The 18563-nt window shown below is 73.7% G+C and carries 15 protein-coding genes; 11 read left to right on the top strand and 4 right to left on the bottom strand.

Going from position 1 to position 18563, the window contains the following annotated elements; translation table 11 throughout:
- Positions 1–89: 89 nt before the first annotated feature.
- A complete protein-coding gene (locus ASG59_RS17255) occupies positions 90–1361 on the top strand; it encodes a hemolysin family protein (RefSeq protein WP_056283274.1) in 1272 nt (423 codons plus the stop codon).
- Positions 1362–1372: 11 nt separating this feature from the next.
- Here ASG59_RS17255 and ASG59_RS17250 read toward each other — a convergent pair whose 3' ends face one another.
- The gene (locus ASG59_RS17250; RefSeq protein WP_055886835.1) at positions 1373–2089 is read right to left on the bottom strand and encodes an MgtC/SapB family protein; all 717 of its coding nucleotides are present in this window, start codon (positions 2087–2089) and stop codon (positions 1373–1375) included.
- A 59-nt stretch (positions 2090–2148) separates the two neighbouring features.
- On the bottom strand, positions 2149–3045 hold the full coding sequence (locus ASG59_RS17245) for an alpha/beta hydrolase (protein ID WP_056410299.1): 897 nt from the start codon (positions 3043–3045) through the stop codon (positions 2149–2151).
- Between the two features lie 301 nt (positions 3046–3346).
- On the opposite strand from ASG59_RS17245, the gene ASG59_RS17240 reads away from it, so the two are divergent.
- The 9 genes from ASG59_RS17240 to panC all read left to right on the top strand — a co-directional run bounded on the left by ASG59_RS17240 (position 3347) and on the right by panC (position 11639).
- Positions 3347–4351, top strand: coding sequence for an AAA family ATPase (locus tag ASG59_RS17240; RefSeq protein WP_055886842.1), 1005 nt, complete (start codon positions 3347–3349; stop codon positions 4349–4351).
- A gap of 5 nt (positions 4352–4356) precedes the next feature.
- The gene (locus ASG59_RS17235; protein WP_055886843.1) at positions 4357–5289 is read left to right on the top strand and encodes a DUF58 domain-containing protein; all 933 of its coding nucleotides are present in this window, start codon (positions 4357–4359) and stop codon (positions 5287–5289) included.
- Between the two features lie 12 nt (positions 5290–5301).
- Positions 5302–5760 (top strand): DUF4381 domain-containing protein, encoded by a 459-nt coding sequence (locus ASG59_RS17230; RefSeq protein WP_055886847.1) that lies wholly within the window; start codon positions 5302–5304, stop codon positions 5758–5760.
- A gap of 6 nt (positions 5761–5766) precedes the next feature.
- Positions 5767–6777, top strand: coding sequence for a VWA domain-containing protein (locus ASG59_RS17225; protein ID WP_056410296.1), 1011 nt, complete (start codon positions 5767–5769; stop codon positions 6775–6777).
- 1 nt (position 6778) lies between these two features.
- Positions 6779–7708 (top strand): VWA domain-containing protein, encoded by a 930-nt coding sequence (locus ASG59_RS17220; RefSeq protein WP_056283285.1) that lies wholly within the window; start codon positions 6779–6781, stop codon positions 7706–7708.
- A complete protein-coding gene (locus ASG59_RS17215) occupies positions 7708–8625 on the top strand; it encodes a tetratricopeptide repeat protein (protein WP_082494468.1) in 918 nt (305 codons plus the stop codon). Before ASG59_RS17220 ends, ASG59_RS17215 begins: the two co-directional genes overlap by 1 nt.
- Before the next feature lie 158 nt (positions 8626–8783).
- Complete coding sequence (locus tag ASG59_RS17210) at positions 8784–10043, top strand: hypothetical protein (protein WP_244475752.1); 1260 nt, start codon at positions 8784–8786, stop codon at positions 10041–10043.
- 65 nt (positions 10044–10108) lie between these two features.
- A complete protein-coding gene (locus ASG59_RS17205) occupies positions 10109–10501 on the top strand; it encodes a hypothetical protein (protein WP_244475743.1) in 393 nt (130 codons plus the stop codon).
- 292 nt (positions 10502–10793) lie between these two features.
- Positions 10794–11639, top strand: a complete 846-nt coding sequence (gene panC, locus ASG59_RS17200) for a pantoate--beta-alanine ligase (protein ID WP_056410507.1) — start codon at positions 10794–10796, stop codon at positions 11637–11639.
- A gap of 71 nt (positions 11640–11710) precedes the next feature.
- On the opposite strand, the gene ASG59_RS17195 is transcribed toward panC, so the two are convergent.
- Positions 11711–12145 carry a MucR family transcriptional regulator gene (locus ASG59_RS17195; RefSeq protein ID WP_055886856.1) on the bottom strand — a complete coding sequence of 145 codons (435 nt, stop codon included), beginning with the start codon at positions 12143–12145 and terminating at the stop codon, positions 11711–11713.
- 515 nt (positions 12146–12660) lie between these two features.
- On the opposite strand from ASG59_RS17195, the gene ASG59_RS17190 reads away from it, so the two are divergent.
- Positions 12661–14826, top strand: a complete 2166-nt coding sequence (locus ASG59_RS17190; protein WP_056410294.1) for a S9 family peptidase — start codon at positions 12661–12663, stop codon at positions 14824–14826.
- A 19-nt stretch (positions 14827–14845) separates the two neighbouring features.
- Here ASG59_RS17190 and ASG59_RS17185 read toward each other — a convergent pair whose 3' ends face one another.
- The gene (locus ASG59_RS17185) at positions 14846–18445 is read right to left on the bottom strand and encodes an AsmA family protein (protein WP_056410293.1); all 3600 of its coding nucleotides are present in this window, start codon (positions 18443–18445) and stop codon (positions 14846–14848) included.
- Positions 18446–18563 lie beyond the last annotated feature (118 nt).

The following is an 18563-nucleotide window of genomic DNA, read 5'->3' as shown; positions in this document are numbered from 1 at the left end:
GCCGGGCTTCATTGAGACGCCGTCCGTACCCTGGAAGAGGAAGCCCGGCGCGCTGCTCCCAAGGCGGTTCCGGCTCTGCGTCGCAGTCTGTGATCGAACTCGCCGTCGCCGTCGCGCTCATCCTTCTCAACGGGGCCTTCGCGCTGTCAGAACTCGCCGTGGTCTCGTCGCGCAAGTCGCGGCTGCGGACCATGGTCGAGGCGCATCGCCCCGGCGCCAAGGCCGCGATGGCCCTGGCCGACGACCCCGGGCGCTTCCTCTCCACGGTCCAGATCGGCATCACCCTGGTGGGCATCCTCTCGGGTGCGGTCTCCGGTGCGGCCCTGGGCGAACGGCTCACCACGATCCTGTTCGAGGCCGGACTGTCGAAGGCGGTGTCGGATCCGCTCGGCTACGGCCTCGTCATCGCCGCCATCACCTACCTGTCCGTGATCATCGGCGAACTGGTGCCCAAGCACGTGGCCCTGCGCGATCCCGAGGGTTTCGCCTGCATGGTCGCCCCGACCATGCGGGTGATCTCGCGGGCCGCGCTGCCCGCGGTCTGGCTGCTCGACGCCTCGACGCGGGCGGTGTTCCGCGTCCTCGGGCAGGAGGCGGCCAGCGCCAGCGCGGTGACGGAAGAGGAGATCCGCAGCATCGTGGCCGAGGCCGAGACCGCCGGCGTGATCGAGACCGACGAGCGCAAGATGATCGCCGGCGTGCTGCGCCTGGGCGACCGCGCCGTGCGCGGCGTGATGACCCCGCGCACCGACGTCCACTGGATCGACCTCGACAAGGACCCCGCCGAGATCCGGGCGATGCTGCTGGCGAGCCCGCACTCGCGGGTGCCGGTGGGCGAGGGCAACCCCGACAACATGCTCGGCGTCGTGCAGGTGCGCGAGATCGTCAAGGCGCTGGTGGAGAACGTCGACTTCGACCTGCGCGCCTACATCCGCACCGCGCCCGTCCTGCCCGACACCCTCGACGCCCTCGACGCGCTCACCGCCCTGCAGGCGGCGGAGGTGCCGATGGCCCTCGTCCACGACGAGTACGGCCATTTCGACGGCCTCGTGACGCCCGCCGACATCCTTGACGCCATCGCCGGGGCCTTCCATTCCGAGGACCCCGAGCCGGAGGCGGTCCAGCGCCAGGACGGGTCGTGGCTCATCGCCGGCTGGATGCCGGTGGACGAGATGGCCGACCAGCTCGGCATCAAGCTCGAATCGAACCGCGACTACGAGACCGCCGCCGGCCTGGTGATCGCCCGGTTCCAGCGCCTGCCCGAGACCGGCGAGGTCTGCGAGATCGCCGGCTGGCGCTTCGAGGTGGTGGACCTCGACGGCCGCCGGATCGACAAGATCCTGGTCTCGCGGATCATGTGACTCTCGCGGGGCTAATCCGCCGTCTGGACCGACCAGGTGGCGTGGCCGATGCCCGGCGCTTTGGCGAGGTCGGCCACCACCGCGTCGAGTTCCGCCGCCTCCACGGCGGTGGCCACCAGGGTCGCCACCACCTCGACGGTGTCCTCGCCGCGTTCCACCACCTCGATCCCGCCGACGGGGTAATGGGCCGCCTCCAGGCGCTCCACAAGGAGGTCGCGGGCAGGCCCCGCGCCCTCGGCCGCCACCGTCACCTGGACCTCGTAGGTCGCCTCGGTCTGGCTCTCGTCGATGGGCACCCGGTTGATGGCGTTGACGAGCGGCCGCAGCAGGGTGTTGCCGGCCAGGACCGCCGCGGTGACGAGCACCGCCTCGACCGGCAGGTCGGCACCGGCGAAGGCGCCCACCGCCGCCGAGCACCACAGCGTGGCGGCCGTGTTGAGGCCGCGCACGTTCATGCCCTCCTTCATGATCACGCCCGCCCCGAGGAAGCCGACGCCGGAGATCACGTAGGCCACCGTGCTCACCGCCCCCTTCGACCCTTCGAGGCGCATGCCGAGATCGACGAAGGCGGCCGCCCCCAGCGCCACCAGCACGTTGGTGCGCAGGCCCGCCGTGCGCTGGCGGTACTGCCGCTCGGCCCCGATCAGGGTGCCGAGGGCGAAGGCGACGAGGAGACTGACCGCCGAGTTGAGGGTCTCGGGCAGCGGCGCGAAGGGAAGACCGGACATTCCGGTGTCATCGATCAGCGTCGTGACGGAAGCGTGACCGTCGCGCCCCGGACACGCTCTCAGACCGCGAAGAACGCCTCCAGCGCCGCCAGCGTCGCGTCCGGGTTCTCCTCGGCGAGGAAATGCCCGGACGGGATCACGGTCCCGGTGGCACCCGGTGCGAAGGTGCGCCGCCAGGCATCGAGCGCGGTCTCGACGCTCTGGTCGAGGTAGCGGTCGCCGGTGAGGATCAGGGCGGGGCAGGCGATGGTGCGCCCGGCGGCGAGATCGTCGGCGTCGGCCTGCCGGTCGAGGGTGGCGCCGGCCCGGTAGTCCTCGCAGGCCGCGTGGATGCGCGAAGGCTCGTTCCAGCTCTGGCGGTAGAGGTGGAGGGCGCGGGGCTCGAACGGGTCGAGGGTCCCGGCCCCGCTCCAGGTCCGCAGCAGTTCCTCGTAATAGGCGATCGGATCGCGGCCGATCTCGGCCTCCGCCTCGGGGCTCGCCAGGAAGCGCCAGTGCGAGAACCGGTCCGGCGCCGTCTCGAGCCGCTGCCACTGGACCAGGGTCGGCAGGATGTCGAGGAGGGCGAGGCGCTCGACGCGGCCCGGCTCGTCCAGCGCCAGGCGGTAGCCGACCCGCGCGCCGCGGTCGTGCCCGGCGACCGCGAAGCGGACATGGCCGAGCCCCTCCATGATCGCAACGACCTCGCACGCCAGGGTGCGCTTGGCGTAGGCCGCGTGCCCGGCATCCCCGGCCGGCGCCTGCGACCAGCCGTAGCCCTTGAGGTCGAGGCAGACCACACGTCGGTTCCGCGAGAGGGCCGGCGCGATGCGGTGCCAGCAGGCGTGGGTCTGGGGAAACCCGTGCAGCAGGAGCAGGGGTGGCGCCCCCTCGGGGCCGCCGATGCGGGCGAAGGCACGGCCGTCCGGCCCGTCGATCCAGCGGGCCTCGAAACCCTCGAACAGATCCGCCGCCATCGCTCGCTCCATCGCCCCGGCGGGAGGCTTCTCCATCGCCCCGGCGGGAGGCTTCTCCATTGCCCCGCCGGGAGGCTTCTCCATTGCCCCGCCGGGAGGCTTGTCAAAGCGTTCGCGCCGGCATCGATCCCGCCGTTCGGGCAAAATGCCCGACACCCTTCGATCGTGCGCAAGCGGGATTGACGCCGCCCCTGCGCGACGGGCACACCCTCCTGGAACTTGAGGGTCGACTAAGAACCCCGGTCGAGGAGACGCCTGTCATGCGGAACACGGTTCCTGCGAACGACACCGAGCGGCGCTCGTGAGCGGTGCGACCCTGGCCGAGCGGCCGGCCGCGCCCGCTCCCGACGACGCCCTGCGCGCCCGCATCCTCGCCCTGCGCGACGGGCTCGAGCACGGGCTGATCGGCTGCACCGGCCTCGTGGAGCGCCTGCTGATCGGGCTCCTCACCGGCGGCCACCTGCTCATCGAGGGCGCCCCGGGGCTGGCCAAGACCCGCGCGGTCAAGCGCCTGTCGGACGGCCTCGACGGCAGCTTCGCGCGCGTCCAATGCACCCCCGACCTGATGCCCGCCGACCTCACCGGCACCACGGTGTGGCGCCAGGACGCAGGCACCTTCGAGTTCCTGGCCGGGCCCCTGTTCCACTCGCTGATCCTCGTCGACGAGGTCAACCGTGCGCCGCCCAAGGTGCAGTCGGCGCTGCTGGAGGCGATGGCCGAGGGCCAGATCACGGTGGCGGGCATCACCCATCCGCTGCCCGACCCCTTCATGGTGGTGGCGACCCAGAACCCGATCGAGCACGCCGGCACCTTCCCGCTGCCCGAAGCCCAGCTCGACCGCTTCCTGCTGCATGTCGTCGTGGAGATGCCCGACGAGGCCTCCGAGCGGCGCATCCTCGACCTCGTCGAGGGCGAGTTGAACCACCACGCCGAGGCGATGGCGGTGAAGCTCAGCGTGGAGGAGATCCGGGCCGCCCGCGCCGCGGCGCTGGACGTCTACGTCTCGCCCGCCCTCAAGGACTACCTCGTGCGGCTCGTGGCCGGCACCCGCACCGATGCCGCCGCCCCGGAGCTGCGCGCGGCGATCGAGCACCCGGCCTCGCCCCGCGGCACCCTCGCGCTGATGCTGGCGGGCAAGGCCCGCGCCTATCTGCACGGGCGCGACCACGTCATCCCCGAGGACGTCGCGGATCTGGCCGCCGACGCGCTGGCCCACCGCATCGGCCTGACCTGGCGCGCGGCGGCCGAGGGCCGGACCTCGCGCAAGATCATCCAGGAACTCGTCCAGCGGGTGCGGGCGCTCTGAGCTTCATGGCGTCCACCCCCGCCCCGGCCGATCCCATCGACACCCATCCCGGGATCCATCTGTCCGGCGAGGTGCTGATGGGGCTGCGCCATCTCGCCCGGCGCGGCGTCTCGCCGACCACGCGGACGCTGGCCGGCCTGCCCGGCGGCATCGTCACGCGGCGGCGCGGGCGCGGCTCGGAGCCGGACGACGTTCGGCTGTGGTCGGAGGGCGACGACCGCCGCCACATCGACCGCAACGCCACCGCCCGCACCGGCATCCTGCACGTGCGCACCCACCACGACGAGCGCGACCGCGCGGTGGTGCTGCTCGCCGACATCCGGCCCTCGATGCTGTTCGGCACCCGCCGGGCGCTGCGCTCGGTGGCCGCGGCCGAGGCCCTGGTGCTGCTCGGCTGGCGCATCGTCGGCGACGGCGGCCGCGTCGGGCTGGTGGTGGCCTCCGGCGCCGAGCCGGTGGTGGTGCGCCCCGCCGGGGGCGAGCGCGCGATGACCGCCGTCACCGGCGCGCTGGCCCAGGCCCACGCCGCGGCCCTGTCGCTGTCGCAGTCCGACGACCGGCCGCTGACCCCGCTCCTCACCCTGGCCCAGAGCCTGCTGCCGTCGGGCGGCCACCTCGTCATCGCCAGCGCCCTCGACGATCCGGGCGAGGATTTCGACCGGCTCCTGACGGTGCTGGCCGAGCGCCTGTCGATCAGCCTGATCCTGGTGAGCGACGCCTTCGAGCGCAGCCGCCCGCCGGGCTTCTACCCCTTCGCCACGCAGGACGGCCGCCGCGGCACGGTTCAGGCGGCGCGCAGGGCCACGGCCGGCCGATCCACCGCCGAGGAGCGCCTCGCCGAGTTCGCCCGGCGCGGCATCGAGGGCCTGCGCCTCGACGTGGAGGCGGGCCCGGAGGCCTACGCCCCGCTGATGGAGCGCCTCGATGCGGTGCTCTGAGGTGGGACAGTCATGAATCCGGTTCCGGCGGGTCTCGAGAACCTGCGCGGCCTCCACCTCCCGGCGGGCTCGGCCGGCGCGGTCCAGGGCGAGATCGCGCTGGCGGTGGCGCTGGGCTTCCTCGCGGCCCTGGCGGTGGGGCTGGTGCGGTGGTGGCGTCGCCGCGCCAAGGCGAGCCTGAGGCGCCGGGCCCTGGCCGAACTCGCCGCCGTGCGCCACCTGGCGCCCGAGGCGCGCCTCGTCGCCCAGGCGCGGCTCCTGCGCCGGATCGTGCGCACCGTCGAGGGGGATGCCGCCGCCGATGCCAGGGGTGCGGAGTGGTCGGCGCGCCTCGACCGGGTTTTCGCCACCACCTTCTTCACCCGCGGCGCCGGCCGGGTGCTGGGCGAGGGCCTCTACCGCCGTGAGAGCGCCGACCCCGCCGCCATCGACGCCGAACTCGGCCGTCTCTTCGCGCAGATCAAGGCCTGACCCCCGATGCCGGCCTGGATCACCGCCTTCCTCTCGGCCTTCGACCTCGCCAGCCCCTATGCGCTGCTGCTGCTGGCGCTGCCGCTTCTCGCCGCCCGCGCGATGCCGCCCGAGCGGGCGGGCGCCAGCGGGGCGCTGCGGGTGCCGGCCTCGGTGGTGGCGGACGCCGCCCGCGGCGACACCATCGCGGCGCGCGGGCGGGCGCGCACCATCCTGATCTGGTCGCTCTGGGCCGGCCTCGTCGTGGCGCTGTCCGGTCCCCGGCTGGTGCTGCCGGCCACCGCCCTGCCGGCATCGGGGCGCGAGATCATGCTGGTGATGGACCTCTCGGGCAGCATGGAGCGGCGCGACTTCTCCCTGGACGGCGAGACCGTGACGCGGCTGGCCGCGGTCAAGCGGGTCGGCACCGACTTCATCCGCCGCCGGGCCGGCGACCGGGTCGGCCTCGTGATCTTCGCCAACGAATCCTACGTCGCCGCCAGCCCGAGCTTCGACACCGCCACCGTCGCCCGGGCCCTCGACGACGCCACCATCGGCCTCGTTGGCCGTTCCACCGGCATCGGCGACGGCCTCGGGCTGGCCCTGAAGCGCCTCGTCCCGACCGCGGGACAGGCGGAGGGCGGACCGCCGGTGACCTCGAAGGTAGTGGTGCTGATGACCGACGGCGCCAACAACGCCGGCCAGACCACGCCCCGCGACGTCGCCCAGCTGGCGCGCGAACTCGGGGTCAAGGTCCACACCCTGGCGCTGGGGCCCCGCGACCTCGCCAACGCCGACGGCGAGCAGGACGTGGTCGACACCGAGACCCTGAAGGAGGTCGCCGAGATCAGCGGCGGCAAGGCCTTCCGGGTGAAGACCACGGACGACCTCATGGCGGTGGCCGATGCCATCGATACCCTGGAGGGCGGGCGGGCCAAGGCGCCGCCGGTGCCGCTGCGGCGCGACCTGTGGCCCTGGCCGGCGGCCTTCGCGCTCCTGTGCGCGGCGGGCCTCCTGGCCGCGCGGCGGGGAGCGTGAGATGAGCGACCTGGCGGCCTTCGCGATCCTGCGGCCGTGGTGGCTCGCGGCCCTGCCGGTGATCGCCCTGCTGGCGCTGCGCGCCGCCTGGCGCTCGGCCCCTCTCGGGGATTGGGTGCGTGCGGTCGATCCCGCGCTGATGGCGCTGATGGCCCGCCGCGGCGGGGTCTTGGGCGGGCGGCGCCAGGCCAACCTCGTGGCCGCGATCACCGCCGGCCTCATCGCCCTGGCGCTCACCGGCCCGGCCTTCGAGCGGCCCGACACCACGGCCTTCCGCAACCTCGACGCCACCGTCATCGTCCTCGACGTCTCGCGTTCGGTGGCCGACGGCGGCGCCTTCAAGGACGCGCGCCAGATCGCCCAGGCCGCCGCCGAAGCCGCCGGCACCCGCAGCGTCGCGGTGGTGGTCTATGCCGGCGACGCCTACCTCGCGATTCCCCCCACCACCGACCGCGATGCCCTTGGCGCGACGCTGTTCGCCATCGATGCCGACACCGTGCCCGATCGCGGCAGCCACCCGGAGCGCGGCCTCGCCCTGGCCCGGCGCACCCTCGAGGAGGCCGGCGTCATCGCCGGCGACGTGGTGCTGATCACCGACGGCGACGGCATCGGCGAGGCGGCGACCCGCGAGGCCGCCGCCATCCGCGCCAAGGGCTGGGCGCTCAGCGGCCTGTTCGTGCCCGCGACGCAGCGCCTGCCCGAGGGGGTGCCCCGGCCCGACCGCGCCTCCCTCGACCGGCTGGTCGGCACGGGCGGCGGCGTGGCGGCCGACATCGGCGCGCCCGACGCGGTGCTCGGCCGGGTCGGCGCCAGCACCGCCCAGCACCTGGTGGCCGGCGGCTACGGCGTGCTCGCCTTCGCGGAGGTGGGGCGCTGGCTGATCCTGCTGGCGCTCCTGCCCGCCCTCCTCCTGTTCCGCCGGAGCGCCTGATGCGACCAGCGATCGCTCTGCCCCGCCTGCCCGCCCTGGCGCCCGGATGGAGCGCAAGCTGGACCTTGTGGCTGCGTCTCGCCGGCCTCGGTCTCGCCGGTGCGGGACTGTTCGCCCTCGTCCTGGTCTCGCAGCCGCGCAACGCCGCCGGCCGCCTGCTGATGGGGCTGGGGCTGCCGGATGCCGCCGCCGCGGTCCTGTCCGATCCGGGCTGGCGCGGCCCCGCCCTCTACCAGGCGGGCCGCTACGGCGAGGCCGCGGAGATCTTCCGCAAGGCCGGAAAGCGCGGCGCCTACAACCTCGGCAATGCGCTCGCGCGGGCCGGGGACCTGGAGGGCGCCATCGCGGCCTACGACGACGCCCTCTCCTACAACCCGCGCAACGCCGACGCCCAGGCCAACCGCTCCCTGATCGCCCGGCTGATCGAGGACGAGAAGGACCCCGGCAAGGGCGGCGGCATCGCCAACGCCACCGCCACCACCGGCTCGCGCTACAACAAGACCGCCAACCAGGACCCCAACGACAACACCCAGGCGACCTCCAGCGGCGAGGGGCTGGCCGGCAACAAGGAGGGCGGCACCACGTCCTCGACGCCCGGCAACAGCAAGGTCGCGCGCCGCGGCAAGGCCGAGCAGGCCTCGATCGAGTCCGGCAAGGGCGAGGCCCGCGGTTCGGCCAGCGACGCGGCCGGGCGCGGGCGCACCGGTGCGGGCTCGGCCATGGTGGCCGCCGCCCCGGAGAAGGAGGTGCGGCGGGTGACGAAAAGCTTCGAGGCCCACGAGATCCGGCCCGACCGCCTCTGGCTGCAGACCCTGCCGGACGATCCCGGCCGCTATCTCAAGCTGCGCCTCAAGGCCGAACAGGCCGCCCGCGTCGAGGCCGGCACGGCGGTGCCGGCGGGGAGCAACCCATGGTGAGCGACTTGTGGCGGAACGCGGCCCTCCTCCGCCTCGTGGGGAGGCGTTGGAGGTGGGGGTGGCTGGGCGACCCGCTGCGCAGGCCGGTGGCACCACCTCCCCCCACGATCCCTGCCCGCAAGGGGGAGGGACGTACCCTCGCCACTGTCGTCGCCGCCTTGTCGGCTCTGTTCCTCCTCGCCGCCCCCGCGCGCGCCGAGGTCGCTCCGGGCGATCTCACCTTCACGGTCACGCCCGAGCGCAACGGCAACGCCGCGCCGTTCTCGCGCGAGATGGTGCTCCTGCGCATCCGCGGGGTCTACCGGCAGCCGATCCTGCTCGAGGAGGTGGTCCAGCCGTCGCTGGCCAACTTCAGCTGGACGCAGCTCGGCCGCGACACCTGGACCAAGACCCGCCTGCCCGACGGCCCCACCGCCATCGCCTTCGAGCGCGTGGTGGCGGTGTTCCCGCACCATGCGGGCGACTTCACCATCGAGCCGTTCATCCACCGCCTGACGATCAACGACGAGGGCGTGCGCAAGGTGGTGGACGTGCGCTCGGCCCCGATCGCCCTGCCGGTGGCGCAATGGACGAAGCCCACCGGCGGCCCCGACGTGAAGGAGCCGTGGTGGCTCCCGGCCAAGGACGTCACCATCACCGATTCCTGGAGCCCGGACCCGGAGACGATCAAGCTCGGGGAGTCGGCGAGGCGCATCGTCACCATCGAGGCGCAGGGCATGATCGCGGAAGGGCTGCCGCCCCGCCCGGTGATGCGCACCCGCGGCATCCTCACCTTCGCCGGGCCGGTCACCCGCGAGACCGTCATCACCCCGAGCGGCCCCATCGCCCGCGCGACCTACCAGTGGGACGTGCGCCCCGGCGTGCCGGAGATCATCCCCCTCGACGCCATCGTGATCCCGTGGTTCGACACCGTGGCGCGGATCATGCGCGAGGCCGAGATCCCGGCCCGGCAGATCGGCGGCGGCCTGCCCGACCGCGAGGAGGACGCCAGGGCGGCGGCCCCGGTCTCGCCGGTGCTGATCGGCGCGGCGGGCCTCCTCGCCTTCGGTGCCGGACTCGCCCTCGTCGGCTTCGGCGGACGCAGCAGCAGCCGGACCCTGCGCCTCGACCGCACCGCCCGGCGCGCCCTCCGGAAGGCGGCCGCCGCCGGCGATGCCGCCGCCTTCCGCGCCGCGATCGAGACGGGGCGTCAGGCCGATCCCGCCCTCGCGCAGAAGTGGCGGGCGGACCCCGCCATCGCGCCGGGCCTGACCGCCCTCGACGACGCGCTCTACGGCCGGGGCGATGGCGCGACCCTCGACCTGCGCGGGCTCGCCGATCGGCTGGCCCGCCCGGTGCGGGTCGATGCCGGACGTGCCCCCGCCGAGGCGCGCCTGGCCGCCCTCGACGGCCGCTCGACCCGAGACCGGGCGGGTTAACCGGGCGTTCACCACGACGGCGCAGCCTGCACGCCCGCAGGCGGGTGCGGATCGAGGGGACGGACGTGGGCAGACGCGCAAGGCTGACGGCGACCGCAGGCGCCCTGTTCGGGATCGCCTGGCTGCCGGCCCCCGCCGGGGCCGCCGATCCGGTCGACCGCCGGTTCGGGTACGGCGTTCCGCCGGCCTACGCGGACCCGGGCGAGAGCGACCTCCCGCCGCTGCCGCGCTATTTCCCGCGCGAGGGCAGCGACAGCAGCGTCGCGGTGGTCCCGGAACGGCGCCGGATCGCCAGGGGCTGCCGTCCGCGCCGCGTGCCCATCCCCACCGACGCGCCCGACGATCCGAGCTACGTCGGCTCCACCTACGGCCTGGGCAAGCCGAGCTACTACGGCTTCGTGCCCGCCCTCGGCACCGACGACCCCTTCGGCCGCTCAATCCTGCCCTACTGCCGCTGATAGGGTTTCCGCTTGGATCAAGCGGGAGCCGAATCACCGAGCCCGCGCGGCGCCTGAGCGAAGCCCATGTCCGCATCACGACGTTATCAACCGGAAATGGGATGAGGCCTCGCGTCGGGCTCTTGTGGTGGCATCGGCTGTCTCCGAAAGCCGGCAACGACCGATCGGTCGGATACCCGAGAACCGGAAAGACCCCGGGCCTTCGCCATCTGGCGCCGGTCCGGCCCTGGCCCTAGGTGTGGCGTTTGCGCCGTCACCGGAGCGTCCCGCCGTGTCCCAACCGCCCGTTCCCCTGCGCCTCGACGCCGTCGCGCCGTTGCGGACCGCCACCGCCGGATGGCGCGCGCGCGGCGAGCGGATCGTGCTGGTGCCGACGATGGGGGCGCTCCACGCCGGCCACCTGGCGCTGATGGCGCACGCCAGGACCATCGGCGACCGGGTGGTCGCCAGCATTTTCGTGAACCCCACCCAGTTCGGCCCGACCGAGGACTTTTCGCGGTATCCGCGCGATGTCGAGGCTGACCTCGCCCTCCTCGCGGGGGCCGGCGTCGACGCGGCCTATCTGCCCGGCGTCGAGACCATGTATCCGCCGGGCTTCTCCACGCGGATCGAGGTGGCCGATCTCACGGAGGGGCTGTGCGGGGCGTTCCGGCCCGGCCACTTCACGGGTGTCGCGACGGTGGTGGCCAAGCTCGTCAACCAGGTCGGGCCCGACGTCGCCCTGTTCGGCGAGAAGGACTACCAGCAGTTGCGCGTCATCACCCGCGCCATGCGCGACCTCGACGTACCGGTGGAGATCCGCGGCGTGCCGACCCTGCGCGAGGCCGACGGCCTCGCCTTGTCCTCGCGCAACCGCTACCTGACCCCGCAGGAGCGGGCGGTGGCGCCCCGCCTCAACGCCGTCCTGTCGCGGATCGCGGGCGCCCTGTCGGCGGGCGAGCCGGCCACCGGGCCGGTCGCCGAGGGAATAGCCGACCTCGAGGCGGCCGGGTTCGCCCCGGTGCAGTACCTGGCGGTCTGCGACGCCGACACCCTGGCGCCGGTGGAGCGGGTCGTCCGCCCGGCGCGGGTGCTGGCGGCGGCCTACCTCGGCCGCACCCGCCTCATCGACAACGTCCCGGTCGCGCCGGGCACCTGAACGACCCGGTCGCGAAACCAGGCTCGGCACCGGACCGGATCGCTCCCCGGTCCGGCGCGCATATAGGCCGGTCAGGCCGCTTCGTCGTAGTTGCCGTTCCGGGTCTGGCCGAGGCCGATCGCCTTGGCGAGGTCCGAGCGGGCCTTGGCGTAATTGGGGGCCACCATCGGGTAGTCGGCCGGCAGACCCCACTTGGCGCGGTACTGCTCGGGGCTCATGTCGTACTTGGCCCGCAGGTGCCGCTTGAGCGACTTGAAGATGCGGCCGTCCTCGAGGCAGACGATATGGTCGGCGGTGATCGACTTCTTCACCGGAACCGCGGGGGCCTGGGGAGCAGCGGCGGCCTGCGTCTCGACGACGCCGTTGGCGATCTGCAGCAGGGCGGCGTGGGTGCGACCGATGAGATGGGCGAGGTCGCCCGGGGGAACCGGGTTGTTGCTCACGTAGGCGGAGACGATGTCGACCGTGAGTTCCACGTAATCGGTCGAGGTGTCGGTATCATTCATGGGGACAACAGTTCCTTTGACGCGATGCAGAAACAGGGGCGGCGCGCAGGTGTTCGGGCAGGAAGTCGACTGCCGAATCACCGGTCGCTCCGACCCGTTCCGGGTGTCGCGGGCCGAAAACTCATCGACGACCTGTTCGACCGCAAGTCGTCGACCACACATGGCGATCCTGTCTGCCACCCACATCCTCTAGGATATTCAGCCATGCCTCGCAAGACAGGGTGGCATGCCTCAGATACAGGCCGATGACTTCCTAAGACGAAGATCCCAATTCGCATGGATTTCCTAGTGCCCCGCCACCGCCAGGGGTGGCAAAAACGCCCTTTGTAGTTGTGGATGTCTTGCGCGGGCACAGGCGAGCATCGCGGCGGCGGTCGATTAGTGTATCTGGAATGTTGCTGGCCCTGCGTCCGACGCACGGCCTTGCCCCCGCCGCCTCCGCGCGGCACATCCCTCCCATGGGAGCGCGGCACACGCGTCCCGCCCCTTTTTTCCGAACGCTAAGGACACGTCCGATGGCTTCCGACCGTCACACCATCCCGGTTCCGCAAGCGGCGCCGGTCGCGGAACGGCGTCCGCATCGCTACGAGGTCCACGGGGTCGAGGTCGTCGACGACTACGCCTGGCTGAAGGCCGACAACTGGCGCGCGGTGCTCAAGGATCCCGCGACCCTGCCCGCCGACATCCACGCCCATCTCACCGCCGAGAACGCCTTCACCGAGGCGACGCTCGCGGGCATCGAGCCCCTGCGCAAGGCACTGGTGGCCGAGATGCGCGCCCGCATCCGCGAGGACGACAGCGGCGTGCCCGCGCCCGACGGGCCGCACGCCTATTACACCCGCCACCGCGAAGGCGGGCAGCACCCCCTGGTCTGCCGCCGGCCGCGCACGGTGATCGTGCTGCCCGGCTCGGGCGCCGAGACGGCGGCCGACGGCGGCCCCGAGCCGGGCGAGACGATCCTGATCGACGGCGACGCAGAGGGCGCGGGCCTGAGCTTCTTCGAGCTCTCGGCGGCGGTCCATTCCGACGACCACGCGCTGATGGCCTGGAGCGCCGACACCAAGGGCTCGGAGCTCTACGTGATCAAGGTGCGCGATCTGGCCACCGGGCAGGACCTGCCCGACCGGGTCGAGGCCACCTCCGGCGAGGTGATCTGGGCCGCCGACGGGAAGGCCTTCTACTACACGGCGGTGGACGACAACCATCGCCCGGCCCGGGTCATGCGCCACCGCCTCGGCACCGACCAGAACGACGACGCGACGATCTACGAGGAGCGCGATTCCGGCTTCTTCGTCCACATCGACAAGACCCAGTCCGGCACCTACCTCACGGTGACCGCCAGCGACCACGAGACGGCGGAGGTCCACATCCTCGACCGCCATGCCGCCGACCCGGCGCTCAGCGTGGTGCAGGCGCGGGTGCCGCTCCTGATCTACTCGGTGGAGCACTGGGGCTCCTACCTCTTCCTGCTCACCAACGCCGACGGGGCCGAGGACTTCAAGATCGCCAGCTGCCCGATCGCGACGCCGGGCCGCGAGAACTGGGTCGACGTGATCCCGCACCGGCCGGGCATCATGATCCGCCACCAGCACCTCATCGCCGGGCACCTCGTGCGACTCGAGATCGAGAACGCGCGCCCGCGCATCGTCGTGCGCGATTTCTCGGGCACCGAGCACACCGTCGCCTTCGCGGAGGAGGCCTATTCCCTCGGCCTGCAGCCGGGCCACGAGTTCGAGACGGCGGTGATCCGCTTCACCTACTCGTCGATGACGACCCCGGCCGAGACCTACGACTACGATTGCGTCACCCGCGCCCGGCAGCTGCGCAAGCGCCAGACGGTGCCGAGCGGGCACAAGCCGGAGGACTACGCCACCCGCCGCCTGTTCGCCACGGCGCCGGACGGCGAGACCGTGCCGATCTCGCTCCTGCACCGGCGCGACCTCGTCCTCGACGGATCGGCGCCGCTGCTCCTCTACGGCTACGGCTCCTACGGCACGCTGATGCCGGCCTCGTTCCGCACCAACCTGCTCAGCCTCGTCGACCGCGGCTTCGTCTACGCCATCGCGCACGTCCGCGGCGGCACCGAGAAGGGCTGGCGCTGGTACATGGACGGCAAGCGGGACAAGAAACCCAACACCTTCTCGGATTTCGTCGCCTGCGGCCGCGCCCTGATCGACGCCGGCTACACGACGGAAGGGCGCATCGTCGCCCACGGCGGCAGCGCGGGGGGCATGCTGATGGGGGCGGTGGCCAACCTCGCGCCAGAGCTCTTCGCGGGGATCGTCGCCGACGTGCCCTTCGTGGACGTGCTCAACACCATGCTCGACGGCGAGCTGCCCCTGACCCCGCCGGAATGGCCCGAGTGGGGCAACCCGGCCGAGAGCGAGGCCGCCTTCCGCACCATCCTCGGCTACTCGCCCTACGAGAACGTGGCGGCCAAGACCTATCCGGCGATCCTGGCGCTGGGCGGCCTCACCGATCCGCGCGTGACCTATTGGGAGCCGGCCAAATGGGTCGCGCGGCTGCGCGCCACCATGACCGGGGGCGGCCCGGTGATGCTGCGCATCAACATGGAGGCCGGGCACGGCGGTGCGGCCGGCCGCTTCGACCGTCTGGAGGAGGTCGGGCTCAACTACGCCTTCGCGCTGCTCGCGGTGGGCAAGGCCGCGGGCGAGGCGTAGGTCCGGCCCCGCGCCGGGCTCACGGCTCGGCGGGGACCGGAGGGGTCGGCGGCTCCCGGGTGCGCGCCTCGGCGGCGGCCCGGTCGGCCGCGGCCTTCGCCGCCCGTTCCGCCGCGAGCCTTTCGGCCGCGGCCTTCTCCGCGGCGGCACGCTCGGTGGCCGCCTTGTCCGCCGCCATCTTGTCCGCTGCCGTGCGCTCGGCCGCCATGCGCTCGGCCGCCGCCTTGATCGCCTCCGCCCTGGCGCGGTCCATCTCGATGCGGGCGCGGCGGCGCTGGCGCTCGCTCTGGTCGGCCTCGAACAGTTCGATGCTCTCCAGTTCCCTCTGCAGCACCACCGCGGCGAGCCCGGTGGTGAGGGGACCGGGATCGACGATGCGCTCCGGCTTGGCGAGGCTGCCGGCATAACCGAACTGGATCGCCGGCGGGCCGGCGGTCCAGCCGCGGGGCGCGTCGGTGCCGGTGAGGGTGCCGCGGGCCTCGAAGCGGCCGCTGCGCAGGTCGAGATCGATCTTGCCGTCCCAGCGCCCGCCGTCGAGATCGAGGGACAGGGGCGTCGCCCGCAAGGCGCCGCCGACCAGGGTGGCGGGCACCCGTGCCGGCCCCCTGGCCGCGAACGGGCCGGCGGCCAGGGCCTCGGCCATCCACCCCTTGAGGCGGCCCTCGCGCAGGGGGTCGTCGTCCTCCAGGGCGCGGGCGAGGGCGCGGCCGATCCCGCGCGGATCGCCCTCGGGCAGGCTCACCCCGGAGAGAGTCAGGCTGCCGCTGCCGCCGAGGTTGTTGGCGAGGCCGACGAAGCTCTCCCCCGAGGCGCCGAAGCGCAGCGACGCCGAGATCGTGGCCGCCACCGCCCCGGGTCCGGCGAGCCCCTTGAGATCGGCCCCGTCGATGCGACCCTCGCCGGAAACGGACGCCGCCCCACCCTGGCGGGCGACGGTGGCCGAGCCGGTGAACACGCCGCCGGCCAGGGTGCCGGTGATGTCGTCGAGGCTGAGCGCCCCGTCGGCGAGCCGCAGGTTGAGGGCCGCCCCCGTCATGGTGAAGCCGCGTCCGAGGTCGAGGGTGTCGGCCCGCAGGGCCAGGGTGAGGGGCGGCCGCTCGGGCGCGGGCATGAACCGCGCCCCCGACAGGGTCGCGTCGGCGCTCGGGGCCGCGCGCGGATCGGGGGGAAGGGCCAGGACGCCGACGAGCCAGGGCAGGGACAGCCGCCGCAGCCCGAGGCTACCGCCGAGGTCGCCCTCGGGCGCCCGCAGCAGGCTGGCGGTGACGGGATGGCCGGCGATGCGCCCGCTCACCGCGAACCGCGCCTCGTCGCCGGCCCGCGACAGGCCCAGCACGAGGTCCGCCGGCAGCGGGCCGGGCACGGTCGCACCCTTGCCGAAGGCGAGGTCGAGGACCGGGCCGAGGTCGGCGGTCGCGATGGCGATCTCGCCCGCGTCCGGGGGCAGCAGGCCGGGCTCCACCAGGATCGGTGTCTTGGTCGCCAGGGTGAGGCCGGCGACGGCCCCGTCGAGGGTGACGCTCAACGGGCTCGGCTCGCCGGGCAGGGAACCGCGACGGCCGGTCAGGGTGAGGCGCGCCGGCTGGCGGGTGGGAGCCTCGCCCCGCCCGAGCCAGCGGGCCGCCTCGGCGGTGGCCAGCGTCGCGTCGAGGCTGACGATGCGGCCCGACCGGCTGATCACGGTGAGGTCGAGGTCGCTGCCGGCGGCCTTGCCCTTGGCGGCGGCCCTGAGGGTGTCGGCGGCCCCCGCCTCCCGTTCCAGGCTGAGGTCGAGGTCGAGGGCGCCCCGGCGCAGGAAGGCCGGCAGCAGCCGCGCCTCCGCCACCCAGGCCCGGTCGAGGAGGGCGAGGAGGGGGGCGGCCACCGGCGCGTCGACATGGCCGGCGATCCGCCCCGAGCCGTCGGGGGCGATGCGGCCCGAGAGCCTGGCGTTGGCGCCGGCGAGATCCGTCACCTCCAGGGTGTCGATGGACAGCGCCGGACCGTCAGACCGGATGCTGGCCGCGATGCTGCCGCCGGCGCCCTGGCGCGGGCCGTAGCGGACGTCGCCGGCCTGCAGCGTCAGGCCGATGTCGTGGCCGCGCAGGCCCGACACCGCCTGCGCGAAGGAGGGCAGCGTCGCGATGTCGACCCCTTTGGCCGCGAGCTGGGCGTCGAAGCGGCCCCGGGTGCCGGCCTCCCCTCGCGTGTAGCGGGCGTTGCCGGTGATCCGCGCCTCGCCGAGGCCGAGGCGCAGGTTGCGCAGCGACAGGGTCGGGGCTTCGGCCGAGAAGTCGGCGGAGAGGTCGGAGGAGGCTTGGATCGGCCGGCCGTCCATCACCGCCACCGCCGGCCCCTCGAGGCCGAGCTTGCGCAGGTAGCGCCCGAATCCGTCGGAGGCCGCCACGTCGAGCCCGGCGGTGCCGGTGAAGCGCAGGCGGGGCTGGGTGTCGAGGCTGCCGGTGACGGTGAGCCGGGCGCCGCCCGGCGCCTTGGTCCGGAAGCGCCGCAGGACGAGGCCGCCGTCGCGATCGAGGGTGAGGCCTAGGTCGAGGTCCGACCAGTCGTCGAGGCCGAGCGCCAGGCTCTCGACGGAGACGTCGAGGTCGGCCAGCACCGGCAGGTTGCCGGCGGCGGCAGGCATGCCGCGCCCGATCAGGGCCTGTCCCTCGGTGGAGATGAGGAAGGAATCGAGGTCGAGGCGGCGCGCCTCCAGCCTCAGCGCGGCGCGGCCCTCGCGCAGGTCGAGCCGCCCGTCGCCGGCGAGGCGCAGGGTCTTGCCGCCCGGGTCGATCTCGGCGGTCACCCCTTCCAGCGTGGCGACGGGGCCGCGCGAGGCGAAGCGCCCCGACAGGGAGAACGGCAGGTAGGGACCGGCCGCCTGGGTCGGCGGCCCGACGACGACGCGCCAGGTCCCCTCCGCCTCCGGCACCATCGCCCGCATCGGGCCGGCGGGCGCGTCCGGCACCGGGACGAGACCCAAGCGCGCGTCGAGTTCGACGCGCGGGTGGGTGTCGCCGCCACCCGAGAGCTTGACCGCGATGCGGCCCTCGGCATCGGGTTGGCCGGTGGACAGGCGGAACGGCACGCCGCCGCGCGAGCCCGCGACCCGCCACGGGCCGGTGAGCCGCGGCGCGTCGAGGCGGACGTCCTCGGCACGGATCTGGCCGGTCCGGCCGGTCCTGGTGGCGATGGTGGTGACCACCAGTTGGCGGATGGCGAGGTCGTCGACGGCGAGCCCGTCCTCGCCGGTGAGGGGGGCTGCCGGCAGCATCACGCTGTCGCCGTCGGTCACCGGCAGGCGCAATTCTGCCCGGCCGATACGGGTCTCGGTGAAGCGGATCTCGCCGGAGAGGAGCGGCGTCAGCCCGATCTCGGCCTTGACGAAGCCGAGGTCGACGGACGGCCTGTCGGTGTCCCGGGCGTCGCCCAGCGAGAGCCGGTCGAGGCGCAGCCGCGGCGAGGGCAGGAACCGCACCCCGATCCGCCCCTCGCTGCGGGCGGGAAGACCGACGGACCGCGAGATCGCCCGGTCGACCAGGGTGCGGTACTCCTCCCAGGGGAAGAACGGCGGGATCGCCAGGGCCGCCACCAGGATGACGATGACGGCGCCCGCGACCGCGGTCAGGATGTCACGCACCAGTCTCTGTTCCCGTGTCGCCCGCGTCGCCGGGCCGGTTCACGGGGCTCGACGATGGATCGCACCCGGCCGCATCCACGGCGCGGCGCCACATCTCGCGTCCCCGGGCCTGCGCATA

It is taken from the genome of Methylobacterium sp. Leaf466 (assembly GCF_001425565.1).
GTDB lineage: Bacteria > Pseudomonadota > Alphaproteobacteria > Rhizobiales > Beijerinckiaceae > Methylobacterium.
This window is presented reverse-complemented; position numbering and strand designations above follow the sequence as displayed.

Coding starts and splice junctions, on each gene's coding strand:
- ASG59_RS17250 (WP_055886835.1), bottom strand. CDS start 2,089: ATGTCCGGTCTTCCCTTCGCGCCGCTGCCCGAGACCCTCAACTCGGCG.
- ASG59_RS17245 (WP_056410299.1), bottom strand. CDS start 3,045: ATGGCGGCGGATCTGTTCGAGGGTTTCGAGGCCCGCTGGATCGACGGG.
- ASG59_RS17235 (WP_055886843.1), top strand. CDS start 4,357: ATGGCGTCCACCCCCGCCCCGGCCGATCCCATCGACACCCATCCCGGG.
- ASG59_RS17230 (WP_055886847.1), top strand. CDS start 5,302: ATGAATCCGGTTCCGGCGGGTCTCGAGAACCTGCGCGGCCTCCACCTC.
- ASG59_RS17225 (WP_056410296.1), top strand. CDS start 5,767: ATGCCGGCCTGGATCACCGCCTTCCTCTCGGCCTTCGACCTCGCCAGC.
- ASG59_RS17220 (WP_056283285.1), top strand. CDS start 6,779: ATGAGCGACCTGGCGGCCTTCGCGATCCTGCGGCCGTGGTGGCTCGCG.
- ASG59_RS17215 (WP_082494468.1), top strand. CDS start 7,708: ATGCGACCAGCGATCGCTCTGCCCCGCCTGCCCGCCCTGGCGCCCGGA.
- ASG59_RS17195 (WP_055886856.1), bottom strand. CDS start 12,145: ATGAATGATACCGACACCTCGACCGATTACGTGGAACTCACGGTCGAC.
- ASG59_RS17190 (WP_056410294.1), top strand. CDS start 12,661: ATGGCTTCCGACCGTCACACCATCCCGGTTCCGCAAGCGGCGCCGGTC.